A 16630-nucleotide genomic window follows, 5' to 3' on the forward strand; every position below is an offset into this window, starting at 1 on the left:
GCAATGAGCACCGACACCACTACATCAAAATCCTTCGCCTGGCTCAACACCACCCAATTCCTCGGGGCGCTGAACGACAACATCCTGAAGCTGTTGATCATCTTCTTCCTGATCGGCAGCCACGGGCGCGCCCATGCCGGCGCCGTCACCGCTGCGGTGGGCGGTGCCTTCGTGCTCCCCTTCCTGCTCTTCTCGGCACCGGCCGGCTGCCTCGCCGACCGTTTCCCGAAAGCGAAGCTGATCGTGAACGTGAAGCTGGTCGAAGTCCTGGTGACGCTCCTGGCGGTCGCGGCCTTCGCCCTGCGCCTGGAGCAGGCCCTCTACCTGGTCGCCTTCCTGATGGCCGCCCACAGCACCTTCTTCGCTCCCGCGAAGTACAGCATCCTCCCGGAATTGGTGGCCAAGGAAGAACTCTCCCGGGTCAACGGGGCAATGGAATCCTGCACTTTCATGGCGATCATCGTCGGCACCGGACTGGCCTCCGGATTGGCCCAACTGGTCGACGGACGTTTCTGGGTGGCAGCGCTTTTCTGCCTCGCCATCGCGGTCGCCGGTCTCTGCTCGGCCCGTGGGATCGGTAAGAGCGAGCACTGCGACGCCAACCACCCGGTGGCGCTGCTCCCGACCGAGATCCTGCGCACCATCAAGGGCGTGAGCCGCGACCGCCACCTCATGCTCGCTATCATCGGACTGGCCTGGTTCATGTTCATCGGTGCCTTCGCCCAACTCAACCTGATCGGCTACGGCATGGAGCGACTCGGGCTCTCGGAGACCCATAGCGGTTACCTGTTCCTCGCCGCCGCGCTCGGCATCGGCCTGGGGTCACTGCTCGCCGCGAAGCTCTCCGGCCGCGACGTCGAGTTCGGCATCGTGCCCCTGGGCGCCGCCGGCCTCACCCTCTCTCCGTGGCTGCTGCACGCGCTCCCCGCCAGCCTCCCGGTATGCCTCGCCGTCATCGTCTGCTTCGGCATCTCCGCCGGCGTTTTCAGCCTGCCGCTGCAGACCTTCATCCAGCTGCGTGCCGACGCCTCCATGCGCGGCGAGGTGCTGGCCGCCTCGACCTTCATCAACTGGATCGGCATCCTCTTCGCCTCCGGGCTCACCTGGCTCTTCAGCGGTCCGCTGGGACTCTCAGCCGCCCAGGGCTTCAGCATCATCGGCGCACTTACCCTGGTGCTCACCATCCTTTCATTCCGGATCCTGCCGGACTTCCTGCTCCGCTTCATCGCCCTGGTCACCATGCGCATCTTCTACCGCCTGCGCATCATCGGTCGGGACAACCTGCCGGTGGAGGGGCCGGCCCTTTTGATCCCGAACCACGTCACCTGGGCGGACGCCCTGCTCCTCACCGCCACCTGCCAGCGCCGCATCCGCTTCGTCATGGAGCGCAGCATCTACAACACTCCGGTCCTGCGCGGCCTGTTCCGGCTCATGGGGGTCATCCCGGTTTCCTCGGCCGATGGTAAGCGCGAGATGCTGGAATTCATCAAAAGCGCCCGGGCCGCCCTGGACGAGGGGTACATGGTCTGCATCTTCGCCGAAGGCGCGCTGACCCGAAACGGCATGCTGGGCGAGTTCCGCGGCGGCTTCGAGCGCATCGTGAAGGGAACCGACTACCCCATCATCCCGGTCTACATCGGCGGTGCCTGGGGGAGCATCCTCTCCTATGCCCACGGCAAACTCCTCTCGCGGCTGCCGGCCTTCTCGCCGTACCCGGTGACCATCCTGTTCGGCACCCCGCTGCCCGCCACCAGCCCTGCCGTGGAGGTGCGTCAGAAGGTGGCCGAGCTCTCCTGCGACTACTTCGCCTCACGCAAAGAACAGCGCAGGCCGCTGCCGGAGTACTTCATCCGCACCGCGCGCCAGAACTGGGGACGCCGGGCCGTCGCCGACACCTCCGGCAAGAACCTGAGCTACGGCCGCACCGTCACCGGCGCCGTGGCACTGGCGGACAAGCTGGAGGGGCTGATCGGAACTGAGGAGCACGTGGGACTACTGCTCCCCGCTTCCGCCGGTGGCGTACTGGCGAACCTCGCGCTCTCCATGCTGGGTCGGGTCACCGTCAACCTCAACTTCACCGCATCCGAGGCTTCCCTGCGGTCCGCAATCGATCAGTGCGGCATCCGTACCGTGATCACCTCGCGCGCCTTCCTGGAAAAGATCCCCACCCTGCCGCACCTGGAAGGGATGATCTGCCTGGAGGACGTCGCCCCGACCATCTCGGGCCTGGACAAGCTCGTCGCCCTGTTCAAGGCACGGCTCTACCCCACGTCGCTGCTGTGCCGCTGCAACGGCTTCCACGCCGACAGAAGCGCCACGGTCATCTTCTCCTCGGGGAGCACCGGCGAGCCCAAGGGGGTGATGCTCAGCCACCACAACATCATGTCCAACATCGAGGCGCTGCGCATGGTGTTCCGGGTGGACCTGAACGACAACATCTGCTCCGCCCTCCCCTTCTTCCACTCCCTGGGCTTCACCGCGACGCTCTGGTTCCCGCTCACCAGCGGCTTCTCCGCCGCCTATCATCCCAATCCGCTCGACGGCGAAAAAATCGCCCAGGTGGTGCGCGAGCACAAATCGACCCTGCTCCTGGCGACACCAACCTTCCTGCTTTCCTACCTGCGTCGCGCCAAGCGCGAGGATTTCGCCACGCTGCGGCTGGTGATCACCGGCGCCGAGAAGCTGAGGAGCAAGCTGGCCGATAGCTTCGAGGAAAAGTTCGGGGTGCGCCCGATGGAAGGGTACGGTGCTACGGAGCTTTCCCCAGTAATCTCGCTGAGCCTGCCCGACGTGGAGATCGACGGCGTGCGCCAGCTGGGCGCCAAGGAAGGGAGCGTAGGGCACCCGATCCCCGGCGTTGCCATTCGGGTGGTCGACCCCGAGAGCGGCACCGTGCTGAGCCCGGGACAGCCCGGGATGATCGAAGTGAAAGGCCCCAACGTCATGGTCGGCTACCTCGGCAAAGAGGAACAGACCGCCGCCGTGGTGCGGGACGGGTGGTACGCGACGGGGGACCTGGGCATCATGGACGACGACGGCTTCATCAGGATCACCGATCGCATCTCGCGCTTCAGTAAGATCGGCGGAGAGATGGTGCCCCACGGCGTGGTCGAGGACGAGTTGCACGGGCGGCTCGGGCAGACCGGGGTCCTGGCGGTGACCGCGGTCCCGGACGAGAAGAAGGGGGAGCGGCTGGTGGTGGTGTACACCCGCGGCGCCACCGACGCTGCCACCTTATCGCGGCTTGTCTCGGAAAGCGAGCTCCCCAACCTCTGGAAGCCGGGACGCGACGGCTATGTCGAGGTGGAGAGCCTTCCCATTCTCGGCACCGGCAAGCTGGACCTGAAGGGGCTCAAGGAACTGGCGCTCGCGGCAACAAATTAGTTGTCACGGCAGTGAAGTGCCGGTATCTTTTGCGCGTTTAATTCAATGCCAACACGGAGGCTGCCATGAAACTTCGGCTCTACATCCTGCTCTCGCTCCTTGTCACCTTTTCCTGCGCCCTCCCCGTCCAGGCCGGCGACTCGCTCAAAGACCTGGCCCAGAAGGGGCTTTGCAGCGAAGGCGAGTCCAATAAAACCTGTGCCGGGCACTTCCTGGCCGCGCACGGCTGCGGCAAGGCGTCGGTGGAGCAGGGGCTGACCAGGGAGCTGACGGAGTTCCGCACCTTGGCGGAAGAAGCGCTTTCGCTGCGGGCGGAGACCATCAAGACCGGCCTGCGCATCAAACAGGAGATGGACCAGGGCAAGCCGCTTACCGGGGACGACCTCGCCATGATCAACCAGGGGATCATCCAGCATATGGCGCTGCGCCAGAAGCTTCTGGCCCTGGCCGAGGCGCACGAATGCTGGCTCGACGCCGGCGACAAGGAGCTGACCGCGCTGGGGGTGACCCAGGAGAGCCGGCTGAAAGGAGTCATGCTCTCGCTCTCTTCGGCCCTGGTTCTCTACGACAACTACCTGCTCGCTGTTTCCCTGTTCGAGGGAGACAGCAAGTTGCGCCGCATCCTGAACGAACGTGACCCAGGCTACGCGGTGAGGAGCGCCGAGCTCGCCAAGGTGACCATGAGCTACGACTCCATCTCCAACCGGCAAAGGGTGCGCAAGGCCATCAAGTTCTACGAGAAGCAGATCCGCAAATCCCCCTTCTCGTCCGACACGCTGGCCATGGACTACGTCTCCACGCTGATCAAGCAGAGCCCCTCCTACGACATGGTGAAGAAGTGGTCGCCGTTTTACGTGGTGGGTCGCAAGCTCGGTTTCTTCGGAGCCGTGACCACCGACACGGTGCTCGGGCTGGAGCGGGAAGGGACCAGCCTGTTCAGCATGATCTTCGGCAACGCGGTGGGACTGGTCGAGACCCGCAAGGGGAAGCTCTACGGGCGCGAGGACGTTCGGGCGGAGGTGCAGAAGACGCTGCAGGCGGGTGACATCCTGCTGGAAAAGACGCCGTTTAGGCTGACCGACAAGCTGATCCCCGGGTATTGGGGGCATGCTGCGGTCTGGACCGGGAGCGAGGCGGAGCTGAAGGAATTGGGGATCTGGGATCACCCGGTGGTGCGTCCCTACCAGGAGCAGATCAGAAGCGGGCATGAGGTGGTCGAGGCGCTGCGTTCCGGTGTCGAGATGAACACCATGCAGCACTTCCTCAATATCGACAGCATCGGCATCCTGCGCAAGACCGGTGCCACCCGTTCCGACCGTGCCAACATGGTGATCCAGGCGTTGCGCCAGGTGGGCAAGCCTTACGACTTCAACTTCGACGTGGAGTCCAAAGGGCGGGTCTACTGCTCCAAGCTCGTTTACCTGAGCTACAGCGGGATCGACTGGCCCACCAAGAAATCGCTCGGGCGCACCACCTTTACGCCGGACGACGTGGCCATCAAGGCGGTCAAGGGGGGCTCGCTGCAACTGGTCACCTTCTATCACGAGGGGAGCAGGGTTACGGGGAACCAGCTGGATACCATGGCCAAGCTGATGGGAGTCAATAACGGGAGTCAGGCGGCACGATGATTCCCCCTCCCCAGCCCTCCCCCTCCGGGGGCGGGAGTTGTACCGCCGATCCTCCCTCCCCCGGAGGGGGAGGGTCGGGGAGGGGGAAGGTCTACGAAGGGAATAAAAGAAAAAGGGGACAGGCACCTGCGGAGCCAGCCCCCTTTTTGGTGGGTGTATGTGGTTGTAAAGGGGACAGGCACCTGGCGGAGCCAGTCCCCTTTTCGCGCCGGGGGATTTGGCTTACTAAACCCGGTGAATCAGCGCCCCGCGGTGCTGCACGGTACGGGCGTACTGGACGGCAGGCTTGCCGAAGGCCATGCAGTAGCCGAGGGTATGATCCTCCGGAAGACCCAGGGTTGCCTGCGCTTCCGGCACCAGGTCGGCTATGGCGATCTTGGCCAATCCATCCCAGACGGTCCCGACGCCGTTGGCCTGGGCAAAAAGCTCGAAGTAGCTGAGCGCGATTATGCAGTCCTGCAGCGGCGATACCGCCTTGCTCGACACCGACGCCACCAGCAGGTGCGGCGCCCCACGGAACAGCACGTCCACTCCCTGCTCCTCCCAGAGCTTCACGAAATCGGCGAAGAAGGCGAGTCCTTCGGGAAGGGCGTTCTCCCGCACCAGGCGCTTGATACCTGCCAAGAGCTCGTCGCGGAAGGCGGCCAGTTTTTCGCGATCGTCGATGACGGTGAAACGGACCTGCCGGGTGTTGACCCCGGTCGGCGCGTGCCATGCCACTTCGAGGAGCCGCTGCATAAGTTCCGGCTCCAGGTTCTCCGGCTTGTAGCGACGCACCGAGCGCCGCCCCTTGATCAGGGTCTCCAGTCGCGCCGAGTCCGGGCGCCAGTCGCCGGTGAGCGGCGTGCTCTCCCCCGGGTCCAGGCCCAGGATGGAAACCGCGCCGGTCGGGCAGACCGCGAAACAGTGCTCGCAGCGGTAGCAGCCGGCTTCCTTCTCTGCCGTGATCAGCGGATAGCCGTCCGCCGTGTCGATCACGTGGGCCGGACAGTCGGCTACGCACAGCCCGCAACGGGTACATTTATCCTTGGCAACCTTGAAATCGAGCATGGTCTCTCCTCAAAATTCTACGTGCATTAAGTCAAAAGCAGTTACGCAAAGCACACGAAGGGTGCGCGAAGAACGCTAAGAAAGCGAAAATCAACTACCCGGGTTCAAGATTTTGCCTTTTCCCTAAAAAGATTTTCCTTTGCGTCCTTCGCGGATACCCAGCGTTCTTTGCGTAACAGCTTTCAGGTTCTTGTTTCTCGGCTTACCTGATGAAGTTGGTCATTACCTTCGCTTCACGCTCCGGCTCGGGTACGACGCCTTTGCCGTTTTCCAAAAGCTTCAGGAGCCAGACCATGTTCTTACCCAGCACGCGCATGATCTGCACCCCTTCGCCGTCCTGCAGCGCCTCGCCCGGCGTCCTGCCGTGGATGACATTCCAGTAGTTGGAGGTCGGCAAGAGCATCTCGGAATAGTTAAGGAAGTGGTTCAATTCGTCGAAGGTGGTGACCCCGCCGGAGCGGCGCACCGCCACGACCGCCGCGCCCACCTTGTGACGCAACAGGCCGCCGTTGACACCGGCAACGAAGAAGGCACGGTCCAGGAAGGATTTCATGGTGCCGCCTACGCCGGAGTAGTGCACCGGGGAGCCGATGATAATTGCGTCAGCCTCCTTCATCTTCTGGACCCACTCGTTCACCTCGTCCTTGATGGCGCACTGCTCGTCCTGATTCTTCACGCACTGGTAACAGGCGATACAGCCGCGGATCGCCTTGTTGCCCACGTGGACGATCTCGGTCTCGATCCCCTCTTGCTCCAGTTCCGCCGTCACAAGCTTGATGGCGTGATAGGTGTTCCCTTCCTTGTTGGGGCTGCCGTTGAATGCGACGACTTTCATATCTGCTCCTCCCGTTGAGCCGGTCTGGGGTGAACCGGACGCTTTTCTTTTTTGGCCGGATGCGCTATATAGGACCATTAGTTTCGAATCGTCAATAACGAACTTTTTCGAAACGTAGTACCCGTATCGAAACACAGTACCTTTTTGGAAACCATGACAAAGGCAGGGGACGTGATGCAGCACAATCAATCGGCGGCAGAACTTATGACGTTTCGGGACAGGGAGTACAAGTGTGGCATCGACGTGACGCTGGCGCTGGTCGGGGGGAAGTGGAAGGCGTCCATACTCTGGCACCTGGCACAGGAGACCATGCGTTTCTCCGATCTGCAGCGCCAGTTCTCCGACACCACCAGAAAGATGCTCACCCAGCAGTTGCGCGAACTCGAGACGGACGGACTCGTTCACCGCAAGGTCTACCCGCAGGTTCCGCCCAAGGTGGAGTATTCGCTGACCGAGCAGGGGCGAACCATCTTCCCCATCCTGGAGATGATGTGCGACTGGGGACGCAACTACGCCCAGGCCGGTAATCCGCTCTAGCGGTTCTCAAAGCCGATACAAAAGAAGAGCCCCTTCCCATAACGGAAGGGGCTCTTTGCGCTTCTGATAAAGTTGCCGAAGCGTTCCCGCCCCCGGAGGGGGGAGGGACAGGGAGGGGGAGCGTAGCGGCTCGATCCGGCTTCCCCCCTCCCAGCCTCCCCCCTCCAGGGGGAGGTGCGCTTTCTCGCCGACAAGACACCGCAGCAGGCGGGGTCGGGGGCTAATCACGTACGGCATCAACGGCCGCGGCCTTCGTCTCTATCGGGGCCGCGTCCACGCTCCGGACCGCCGCCACGCTCACCGCCTCCACCTCTTTCCATCCTTTCCATCGGCATGCGCTCCTGCATCCGTTCCTGGCGCTCCATCCGGTCCATGCGCGGCTCATGCCTGGGCTCCATCTGCCGTGGCTCAACGCCCTGCGGCGCCCGCGGTTCCATCCTCATCGGCGCCTGGCGCTCGTGCTCCGGCCCGCGATGCATCGGTGCCGGTGGCGCCGCTGCCGGCCCTCTCATCTCAGGACGTTCCTGGCGGGGCGCCGGTGCCGGCGGGCGTTGTTCAACAGCTCTCATGTGCCGGCGCACCGCGGGGTTGCGCGGCTCGTAGCGATAGCTTTCCCTGTTCAGCCGGCGCTGTTGCTCGACGCCCGGGTAACGGTCGCCAGAGTAGCTGCGCTGATAGGTGGGCAGCGGTGCCCGTCTCGGTGCACGGCTGCGGTCCCAGCGGTCCCAACCGTGACGGCGGTCTTCCCAGCCGCGGCCCCAGTGCTGGCCCCAGCGCGGGGGTCTATCCGGCCCCCAGCCCCGGAAATACGGAGGCGGTTCACGGTAATAACGCACCGGAACGCGCAGGATGTACAACGGAACCACGTACGGGTCGACCAGCGCCCAAGGGCCGTTGTACCAGGAGCTCGCATACCAGGCATCGTTCCAGAAGACCCAGTACATGCCATCGTAGAAGAAATAGTTTCCGTAGACGTTGGGGGCGTAATAGACGGGATAGCCGGGGATCGGTCTCAGATCGGGGTATCCCCCAAGGTTGATGCCGATACTCACATTGGGAAGCCCGATGCCGATGCCGACGCTGACTGAAGCAGTTGCAGTAGTCGTCAGACAGAACAACAACCCCAGCACAATGAAGCCGTAACGCAATCTTCGCATGTCGTCCTCCATCTCTCAGTAGGTGTTGTAGATAGCTTAAAACCGGCGCTGCCGCTAATCTTGGTAGCGCGCGTCTATCAATATACCACAAACTGACTGATGCAGCCAAAGCAGCGGCGTCTGAGTCAACGCGTGACCATTGTAGGGGGAATAACCCATTCGCCCTGTTTGCACCTTGACCGATCCCGCCATTGACGGTGATCGTAGCACCTGCGGCAGGGCGAATGATTATTCGCCCATACGGATCGGCCACACCAAAAAGGAAAAGCCACCCGGATGGGTGGCTTTTCGGTGCTACTGGCGCTACAGGATTCGACCTAAGGTCTAGTGCTCTTCAGTGTGTCCGCCGGTCATGCCGGCGCTGAAGGTGTGGCAGTTGCTGCAGTCATACCCTTTGCCCTGAACGTGCCTGCTGTGGACGGAGTTGGCGCTGGTGAAGGTCTCCCTGCTGTGGCAGTTGTCGCACAGCGTGGTGACCGGCTCTTTCAGCGGGTAGCCGGTGCCGTGGCAGGCCGCGCAGTTCTTGCGGTCGCGGTGGTTGCTGTGCAGGCTGGTGAAGCTCGTATAGCTCTTGAGCGAGTGGCAGACATCGCACATCTGCGCGGTGGTGCCACGGCGGGTGTAGCCCAGGGTCGAGAACGGAATCCTGTTGGCGCCGGTGGTGATCTGCGGATGGCAGCCGCCGTTGGCGCAGGAAACCGCGGTGGTCTTGGGACCGACGCCGTGGAAGATGCCTTCGTACTGCTCGGTCGGGATGAAGGTGTGGGCGTTGTAGGTCATCCCCTGTGCTGCGGCGCCCAGTTGGATGGCGGTGGTCACGTCGCCGGTCTCAAAGGCGTACTTGTTCTTCAAAGGCAGCAGCTGTTTGGTGGTGGTCTCCATCGGCTGGGAACCGGTGTGGAGCTTGAAGGGGAACAGTTTGGAGTACTTGCCGGCCGGGTCCTCGAAGGCGCCGTCGGGCTTGCTGATCACTTGGACTCCGCGGGCATCGAGGCTGGCCGGATCCTTGAACTTGTAGAAGTGGCTGAAGCCGTTGAACCAGGCGTAGGTCGGCATGACGTTGGTGGCCTTGATCATGGTCGGATCCCACAGCGCCTTGGCGGTATCGATCTCCATGACGGACCAGTCACGGTTCATGTCGGTGGGGATGGTCTTGGCGAAGGTCGGCACGTGGCAGACCGAGCAGTTGACTTTGTCGCTGTGGCGGTTCAGGTCGGTGTAGCTCACGTTGGTAGAGCGGTGCGGGATGCGGGAGTGGCAGTTCTCGCAAGAGAGCGGCGTGGTGCTGTCGAGGGCGCGCATGTCGGAGCCGCGTCCGGCCATCTTGTGGTTGGTGGTCCGGTGGCACTCCTGGCAGGGGAAGTTCTGCCCGTCGCTGCCCATGTGCACATCGTAGGCCTTGGTGCAGGTCTTGTTGGTGGACTCGATGTCGCCGCGCTTGTAGTTGTCGCCGCCGCCGGACTTCTCATGGCAGCGCATGCATGCCGCACGGGTCGGACGGATCACGTTCTGCGCGATGGACAGCACGTTGAGGCCGTCGGCCGGGGCCATGGAGAAGGTGAGGTCGGCGTTCTGGACCACCTTCCTGGAGTAGCCGTTGCCGTGGCACATGAGACAGTCGATGTTCTCGAGCTGGGCCTGGCTGGAGGTGGTGGAGGGCTTGAGACCGTTGCCGGCATGGCAGACCGCGCAGCCGCCGGGGCCGGTGGTGCCGTCGGTCTTGGCGAAGATGGTCAGCCAGTTCATGTCCGGCTGGATGCAGAAGTTGTTGATGCCGCCCAGCTTCGAGGCCTTGGAACCGGAGGCGGCCAGCTCGATCGCTTTCTGGTTGTCACCGGTCCACTGGTAATGTACGGAACCGAACATCGCGGTTGCCTGGGCAGCGTGGCAGGCGCTGGTGATGCAGGTGGCGGGACCGTTGTACGCGGTCACGTAGCTTACGTGGCTCGGCACCGGGAGCTGCACCTTGAAGGTGGTGGAGCCGGTACCGGTGTTGCCGCTGGTGTCGGTAAAGCTGACCGTCGCGGTGTAGGTCCCCTTGGGCGCGGAGCTGGAGAGGGTGTAGTTATAGTAGGCGAAGCCGGTGTAGGGGTCTTTGCTCATGGCGACGCCGTTCAAAAGCGTGGTGCCGCTGGGATTCTTGATGGTGACGTTGGCGTAGCGGATGCTGCCCGTGGTGATCCTGGTGGTGCCGTTTTCTGCGTTGGCCTTGACGGTGACGACGGAGCTCTGGCCGTAGTTCAGCTTGTTGGTCGCCGTCTGCACCGACAGCGTCGCGCCGAAAGCGGTCCCGTAGAAGGATGCCAGCAGCACGCCCCCTACCAAAACGGATTTCTTCATGTCTGCCTCCTTGGAATTATTCCCTGCAGTGATGAATCGACAGTCTTCCGTGGCCACGGTTGCTGTTTTCACAAACCTCCGCCAATAAGCAACCCTTATACCAACTCGCTTCGCGGTAATAACTGCCCGTTTTCTCTAATTAATTTTTTGACGACTCGCATCAGGCGACCGGCACTAGGTGGGGCTCCTCACCTTTTTGGGTGTTTTACACCACAAGTTAGGGTGAAATGCCTATCAGAACTGAAACGTTGACATGCCAAGGTAAATTTCATACAAAAGCAGGCGGCTCAAACAGCCTGACAACGTCCCCCAAAGCGAGGAACCCAATGAAGAAGACCATCTGCCTGCTCATCGCATCCCTGCTGATCGGCTCCTGGTGCAGCGCCCAGGACATCCCGGTCAAACAGATCAGCTCCGGAGTAGGCACCAGGCAGTTTCCCGACGTCTACGGAAACCGTGTGGTCTGGCAGGATACCCGCGACGGCAAGGCCGACATCTACCTCTATGACATTGAGACCGGCACGGAAACTCGGATCACCCAAGGTGGGGACAACCACAAGAAGCCCCGCATCTACGGCAACAGGATCTACTGGCAGGATTACCGCAACGGGACGTCGGACATCTACATGTACGACATCGCCGAGGGGAAGGAAGAGCCGGTAGTGCTTTCCGCCACTCCCAAGGTGGACCTGGCCGTATCGGATCGCTACCTGGCCTATACCGAGATGAACGAAGGCAAGGCGACGGTCTGCCTCCTTGATCTGATGACCAGGAAGGAAAAGCGCATGGAAGCCGGGCAGGCAGGCCAAGGTTTTGCCGCACTTGGAATCGACTACCTGGCCTGGAAGGATGAGCGTAACGATTCAGGAGATATCTACCTCTACGATCTGCCCAAAGGGAAGGAGCAGCGGGTGACTTCCAATCCGGAGGCCCAGTGGTCCCCCTCGGTCTACGACAACCTGGTGGTCTGGGAGGACAACCGCAACAAGGACGTGCTCCCCAACTACGACATCTACCTCTACGACATCAACAGCAGACAGGAGCGCAGGCTCACCACGAGCGACGCCAACCAGCGCTTCCCGCGCATATGGGGCACCAAGGTGGCGTTTGTCGACAACTCAAAGGGTGAACTGGAGAACATCCATGTCCTGGACCTGGTCACCGGAAAAGAGACCCCGCTCGCCGGCTGCAGCCAGGACCGGTACACGCCCGCAATCTACGGCGACTACGTTGTCTTCAGCGACTTGAACGGGATCTACCTTGCTGACATAGGCAACTCCAGGCGCTGACACCGTCACCGGTCGCGACTTCTCAATCGCTGCGGTGCAGCGATGGTCTTGCCCAAACATGAAATGATCAGGCGCAGCTTCAGGGGACTGACAGGTGGGCCGCAGCTGCCTAAAGTAGCCGGTTGTGTTTCCGCTGCAGATGCGCTATAACCCTCTGGTTCGCTGCAATCTTTGCGCAGACACAGAGCTATGATCTACAAGAACCTGAGCCATAGAAGTCTCCTGGTGCTGGTCACCTGCCTCACTTCGATCTGCATCCTTACCTTCGGGATGCGCGGTCCGGACCTGTCGCGTCCGAACCGCCCCAAACCAAAGCCTCGCGCGTACCTTGAGGAGCAGTTCAAGAAGTCGCAGGAGACGGTTGCCAAGAAGTCCCTGGACCAGATCCATGCGGAGCCGGCGCCGAGCTGCGAGCCGGTTCTGCATGCCGCACTTTGCACCGTTTTCCCGCCCATTACCCAGGGCGTGGGCGCCTCCCCGGTTTTCTCCAACCTTTCGCGGGCACCTCCCGTCACCGCTGCCTGACATCCCCTATCAGGCACCACAACGCCTGTCATCACCACTGTGCATGAACAGCGCTCGCTTGCCGCCCGCGCGCGCTTTGTCGCGCTCGAACAACCAAACCAACAAGGGAGGAACTCCATGAAAAAAACTCTGAAACGACTGGCACCGGTCCTTTGCACCGGCGTATTCATCTTTAGCGGCTGCGCTAAACAGCAGGCGGTCAAGTCCGACCAGCCCGTCGCACCTTCGGCGACCACCCAGCAGGCGGCGCCCGCCAAGGTCCAGGCACCCGCTGCGCCGCAACAGGCAATGCCGATGACGACCGCGCTCCCCGCTACCAGCATCAAGGCGGAGCCGATCCAGTCGCAGCCCGCGGCACTGACCAACAACGAGGCCGCCCTCGCCGGCGCGCTGGAAAAAATCTACTTCGATTTCGACTCCGACGTGCTGAGCGATGCCGCCAGGAAGACCCTGACCGAAAACTACGCCAAGCTGAAGGCGACGCCCAACGTGAAGATCCGGATCGAGGGGAACTGCGACGAGCGTGGCTCGGATGAGTACAACCTGGCACTCAGCGAGCGCCGCGCCCAGTCTGCGATGAAATACCTGGTGTCCCTGGGCATCCCCGCCAGCCGCCTCTCCACCATCGGCTACGGCGAAGAGAAGCCCGCCGTGGCCGGCCACGACGAGGCCGCCTGGGCCAAGAACAGGCGCGACGAGTTCAGCATCAACAAATAGATAGAACGGAAGGAGGGGCCGCATGTCGGCCCCTCAACGTTTTAAGGTCATTAACATGAGCCAAATATTTTTACGCCGGTCCCTACAGGCCGGCCTGATCCTGCTCGCCTTTCTTTGCATGGGCTTCACTTGGGGCGGCAAGGATAAGTGCACCGAAGCGCGGGAAGCCGTTGACAAAATAGCACCCGAAACCCCGGCAGCCGAGCGGGCCGAAACTGAAAAGAAGGTCCACGCGCTTTGCCGCGACGGAGCAGCGGCACTGTACCTCAAGGCGGTTTCCCTTGAGGCAGACGGAAAAAGTGACGAGGCAATGGCTGCCTACCGCGACGCTTTTGCCAAGGATCGTCAACTCCTCCAGGCCCAGGGGCGCCTCGGGCTCTTGCTGCTGGCCAAAGGGAACCGCGAAGAGGCATCGGTACCCCTTTTCGAGGCGTCCAGGCAGTCCGGCGACCCGCGCTACACCCGCGCCCTTGCCGACATATTCCTGGAAGGGAAGCTGTACGCGCTGGCCCTGAGCCAGTACCTCGCGGCCCAGCCTGCCTTTGCCGACGACGTCAACCTCTTCCTCGGGCTCGCCCGCAGCTACACCGGCCTGGGCGATCAGCAGCACGCGCTGGCATCGCTACAGGAGGCCCTGCGCCTGCAACCAACCAACGTAACGGTCCAACTCGAATTGGCCGCCCTGTACCAAGAGACTCGCCATTACGACCAGGCGGCTGCTCACCTGCGCGAGGCGATCCGCGAGGATCCGGGCAACGCCAATGCTCATTTCAGGCTGGCACAGCTTCTGGAGGTGACGGGCAAGCGGGAAGAGGCCGAGCAGGAATACGCGCGAGCCGGGGTGCAGCGCACCGTCACGGTAGCCGACCACCTCAAGCGGGCCGCGAGATACGAGGGTGCCGGCGACCTCGCGCTGGCCGCCGCCGAGTACACGGCGCTGCTGGTTAAGAATCCGGACACGGCGGGGGTACGGGAGAAGCTGGGTGACGCCCAAATGGCGGCCGGTCGGGATGCCGAAGCGATCTCGGCCTACGAAGACGCCCTGCGGCGGAAGGAGGATTCCACCCGGCTGCGCTACCACCTGGGCACTCTCTACGAGCGCAAGGGGGATCTCGATGAGGCAGTGGCCAACTTCGCAGCCGCGCTGCGGCTCGACCAGGGCAATAGCGAGGCCCGCAGGCGGCTGGCAGACATCCGCACTCTGCGCGGCGAGTTGGATGAAGCCATCGCTTCCTACCGCGAACTCGTGTCCCGGCAGACGGACAACCCCATCAACTACCTGAAGCTCGCCCGACTGCTGGAGAAACGACACGCGTACAAGGAGGCGGCGGCCGCCTATGACAAGGCGCTCTCCCTCGACTCGTCCAACAGCGAGGCCCATCGCAGCGTCGCGTTCCTGCTACTGCGCATGAAGCAGCCCGAACCGGCGGAGCACCACCTGCGCGACGCCCTGAAGCTCGACCCGGCTAATGCACAGGCACGCGACGCGCTGATCTCGCTCCTCGTGAAACAGAAGCGTTACGATGACGTCGTCGTTCTGCTGGAAGAGGATGCGCAGCTCAACCCGCAAAGCGCCGACAGCCAGTACCGCCTGGGGGTCGTCTATGCTTTCAAGCGGCAAGACGACAAGGCTCTGCAGCAGTTCGACGCCGCGCTGAAGATAAAACCCGATCACGCCCGGGCACTGAACGCGCGAGGGAAGATCTTCCTCAAGCAGGGCGACCAGGAAAAGGCGAAGGAGGCGTTCGCTGCCGCCAGAGCGGCCGACCCGGACCTACTGGAGCCGGTCGAACTGTGGAGCAAGCTGAACGTTACCAGCAAAAAGCACATCGAGAAGAAGAAATCACATGAAGGGAAGCAGAGGGCGAGATCCAGGAAGAAGAGCGAACCCAAAAAGATCAGCTCGAAGAAAAGATCGAAGTCCAAACGGTGACGTGCCGAAGCGGCAGGAACCAATGAGGGAGGCGCCGGGCCGGCGCCTCCTTTTTCTCACCTTCATCTCACCCTGGCCCCGGTCCCGTTCCTCAAAATCAGGTAGCCGGTCCCGCCTGCCAGCACCGAAGCCACCAGGATGCTAAGTTTGGAGCCGATCAGGAGTTGATCGTCTTCGAAAGCGAGCGTGGTTATGAATATGGACATGGTAAAGCCGATGCCACCAAGCATCCCCGCCCCCACCACATGCCTCCAGCGTACGCCGGCCGGCAGCGCGGACAACTTCCATCTGACCGCCAGGTAGCTGAACAGCCATATCCCTAAAGGCTTCCCGATCAGCAACCCCATCATGATGCCGAGGCTGTTGGCCGTCACCACCGAATCCAGCCAGCGCTCCGGGAGCCTAAGCCCTGTATTGGCCAAAGCAAACAGCGGCATGATGACGAAGCCCACCGGCTTGTGCAGGAAGTGCTGCAGCCTGTATGACGGAGATGCCCCGTCCCCGGAGCGGAACGGAACCGCGAAGGCGAGGAGCACCCCCGCGATGGTGGCATGAACACCGGATTGCAGCATCAGGTACCACATGAGCAGCCCAACCGGCAAAAAGATGGAAAGCCTGCTCAATCCAAAACGGTTCAGGGCCAGTAACAGCGCGAAAACCGCCAAGGCCGCCACCAGGTGCGGTATCGACAACCCCGCTGCGTAGAACAAAGCGATCACCACTATGGCGCCGAGATCATCGATGATGGCCAGGGCCACCAGGAAGACCTTCAGCGTCGAGGGGATCCTCTTTTTCAGAAAGGACAGGATCCCTATGGCGAAGGCGATGTCGGTCGCGGTAGGGATACCGGCCCCCTTTGCAGTCGCGGTGCCGTGATTGAGGAGGAAGTGGATCACAGCGGGGACCGCCATGCCCCCAACTGCCGCCACTATGGGAAGCAAGGCCTTTTTGTGGTCGGTAAGCTCCCCGACGTACAGTTCCCGTTCTATCTCGAGCCCGATCAAAAGGAAGAAGACGGCCATCAGCCCATCGTTGATCCAGTGCTGCAAGGTATGCCCAAGGAATTCGGCATGCCAAAGACGGCCATAGGCGTCGGCCAAGGGAGAGTTCGCCAAAGTGATGGCGACAACCGTGGCCAGGAACAGGACCACCCCCGAGGACATCTCGCTCTCCAGGAACTCGGCGAACAGCCCGGCAAGCTTTCTTTTGCCTCTTTCAATGGTCATGTTCGTCCC

Annotated in this window: 12 protein-coding genes; 7 read left to right on the top strand and 5 right to left on the bottom strand. The window is 62.2% G+C overall.

Annotation, left to right across the window (positions count from 1 at the left end):
* Positions 1–3 precede the first annotated feature (3 nt).
* A complete protein-coding gene (locus KP004_RS17505; protein ID WP_216799700.1) occupies positions 4–3384 on the top strand; it encodes an acyl-[ACP]--phospholipid O-acyltransferase in 3381 nt (1126 codons plus the stop codon).
* 65 nt (positions 3385–3449) lie between these two features.
* Positions 3450–5012 (top strand): YiiX/YebB-like N1pC/P60 family cysteine hydrolase, encoded by a 1563-nt coding sequence (locus KP004_RS17510; RefSeq protein WP_216799701.1) that lies wholly within the window; start codon positions 3450–3452, stop codon positions 5010–5012.
* Positions 5013–5237: 225 nt separating this feature from the next.
* Here the strand turns inward: KP004_RS17510 and KP004_RS17515 are convergent, their stop codons facing one another.
* Together KP004_RS17515 and KP004_RS17520 are read right to left on the bottom strand one after the other, a co-directional pair.
* On the bottom strand, positions 5238–6062 hold the full coding sequence (locus tag KP004_RS17515) for a nitroreductase family protein (RefSeq protein ID WP_216799702.1): 825 nt from the start codon (positions 6060–6062) through the stop codon (positions 5238–5240).
* Between the two features lie 202 nt (positions 6063–6264).
* A complete protein-coding gene (locus KP004_RS17520) occupies positions 6265–6897 on the bottom strand; it encodes a flavodoxin family protein (protein ID WP_216799703.1) in 633 nt (210 codons plus the stop codon).
* A gap of 204 nt (positions 6898–7101) precedes the next feature.
* Between KP004_RS17520 and KP004_RS17525 the strand changes: the two genes are divergently transcribed.
* Positions 7102–7434: a winged helix-turn-helix transcriptional regulator gene (locus KP004_RS17525; protein WP_216799704.1), complete on the top strand. Its 333-nt coding sequence runs from the start codon at positions 7102–7104 to the stop codon at positions 7432–7434.
* 236 nt (positions 7435–7670) lie between these two features.
* On the opposite strand, the gene KP004_RS17530 is transcribed toward KP004_RS17525, so the two are convergent.
* Together KP004_RS17530 and KP004_RS17535 are read right to left on the bottom strand one after the other, a co-directional pair.
* Positions 7671–8591: a hypothetical protein gene (locus KP004_RS17530; protein WP_216799705.1), complete on the bottom strand. Its 921-nt coding sequence runs from the start codon at positions 8589–8591 to the stop codon at positions 7671–7673.
* Between the two features lie 324 nt (positions 8592–8915).
* Positions 8916–10931 (bottom strand): hypothetical protein, encoded by a 2016-nt coding sequence (locus tag KP004_RS17535; RefSeq protein WP_216799706.1) that lies wholly within the window; start codon positions 10929–10931, stop codon positions 8916–8918.
* Between the two features lie 326 nt (positions 10932–11257).
* Between KP004_RS17535 and KP004_RS17540 the strand changes: the two genes are divergently transcribed.
* The 4 genes from KP004_RS17540 (at position 11258) to KP004_RS17555 (ending at position 15395) form a co-directional block, all read left to right on the top strand.
* On the top strand, positions 11258–12220 hold the full coding sequence (locus tag KP004_RS17540; RefSeq protein WP_216799707.1) for a TolB family protein: 963 nt from the start codon (positions 11258–11260) through the stop codon (positions 12218–12220).
* A gap of 189 nt (positions 12221–12409) precedes the next feature.
* Positions 12410–12745 (top strand): hypothetical protein, encoded by a 336-nt coding sequence (locus KP004_RS17545; protein ID WP_216799708.1) that lies wholly within the window; start codon positions 12410–12412, stop codon positions 12743–12745.
* 117 nt (positions 12746–12862) lie between these two features.
* Positions 12863–13462: a peptidoglycan-associated lipoprotein Pal gene (gene pal, locus KP004_RS17550; protein WP_216799709.1), complete on the top strand. Its 600-nt coding sequence runs from the start codon at positions 12863–12865 to the stop codon at positions 13460–13462.
* A 55-nt stretch (positions 13463–13517) separates the two neighbouring features.
* Complete coding sequence (locus KP004_RS17555; protein WP_216799710.1) at positions 13518–15395, top strand: tetratricopeptide repeat protein; 1878 nt, start codon at positions 13518–13520, stop codon at positions 15393–15395.
* 62 nt (positions 15396–15457) lie between these two features.
* Here the strand turns inward: KP004_RS17555 and nhaA are convergent, their stop codons facing one another.
* Entirely contained in the window at positions 15458–16621 is a 1164-nt protein-coding gene (gene nhaA, locus KP004_RS17560; protein WP_216799711.1) for a Na+/H+ antiporter NhaA, read from the bottom strand.
* Positions 16622–16630: the final 9 nt, after the last annotated feature.

The sequence above is a fragment of the Geomonas oryzisoli genome (genome assembly GCF_018986915.1).
Lineage (GTDB): Bacteria > Desulfobacterota > Desulfuromonadia > Geobacterales > Geobacteraceae > Geomonas > Geomonas oryzisoli.

What these genes read in the sequence shown, in the direction of transcription:
- KP004_RS17525 (WP_216799704.1), top strand. Translation starts at nt 7,102, where the DNA reads ATGACGTTTCGGGACAGGGAGTACAAGTGTGGCATCGACGTGACGCTG.
- KP004_RS17530 (WP_216799705.1), bottom strand. Translation starts at nt 8,591, where the DNA reads ATGCGAAGATTGCGTTACGGCTTCATTGTGCTGGGGTTGTTGTTCTGT.
- nhaA (WP_216799711.1), bottom strand. Translation starts at nt 16,621, where the DNA reads ATGACCATTGAAAGAGGCAAAAGAAAGCTTGCCGGGCTGTTCGCCGAG.
- KP004_RS17555 (WP_216799710.1), top strand. Translation starts at nt 13,518, where the DNA reads ATGAGCCAAATATTTTTACGCCGGTCCCTACAGGCCGGCCTGATCCTG.
- KP004_RS17540 (WP_216799707.1), top strand. Translation starts at nt 11,258, where the DNA reads ATGAAGAAGACCATCTGCCTGCTCATCGCATCCCTGCTGATCGGCTCC.
- KP004_RS17510 (WP_216799701.1), top strand. Translation starts at nt 3,450, where the DNA reads ATGAAACTTCGGCTCTACATCCTGCTCTCGCTCCTTGTCACCTTTTCC.
- KP004_RS17505 (WP_216799700.1), top strand. Translation starts at nt 4, where the DNA reads ATGAGCACCGACACCACTACATCAAAATCCTTCGCCTGGCTCAACACC.
- KP004_RS17545 (WP_216799708.1), top strand. Translation starts at nt 12,410, where the DNA reads ATGATCTACAAGAACCTGAGCCATAGAAGTCTCCTGGTGCTGGTCACC.
- KP004_RS17520 (WP_216799703.1), bottom strand. Translation starts at nt 6,897, where the DNA reads ATGAAAGTCGTCGCATTCAACGGCAGCCCCAACAAGGAAGGGAACACC.
- pal (WP_216799709.1), top strand. Translation starts at nt 12,863, where the DNA reads ATGAAAAAAACTCTGAAACGACTGGCACCGGTCCTTTGCACCGGCGTA.
- KP004_RS17535 (WP_216799706.1), bottom strand. Translation starts at nt 10,931, where the DNA reads ATGAAGAAATCCGTTTTGGTAGGGGGCGTGCTGCTGGCATCCTTCTAC.
- KP004_RS17515 (WP_216799702.1), bottom strand. Translation starts at nt 6,062, where the DNA reads ATGCTCGATTTCAAGGTTGCCAAGGATAAATGTACCCGTTGCGGGCTG.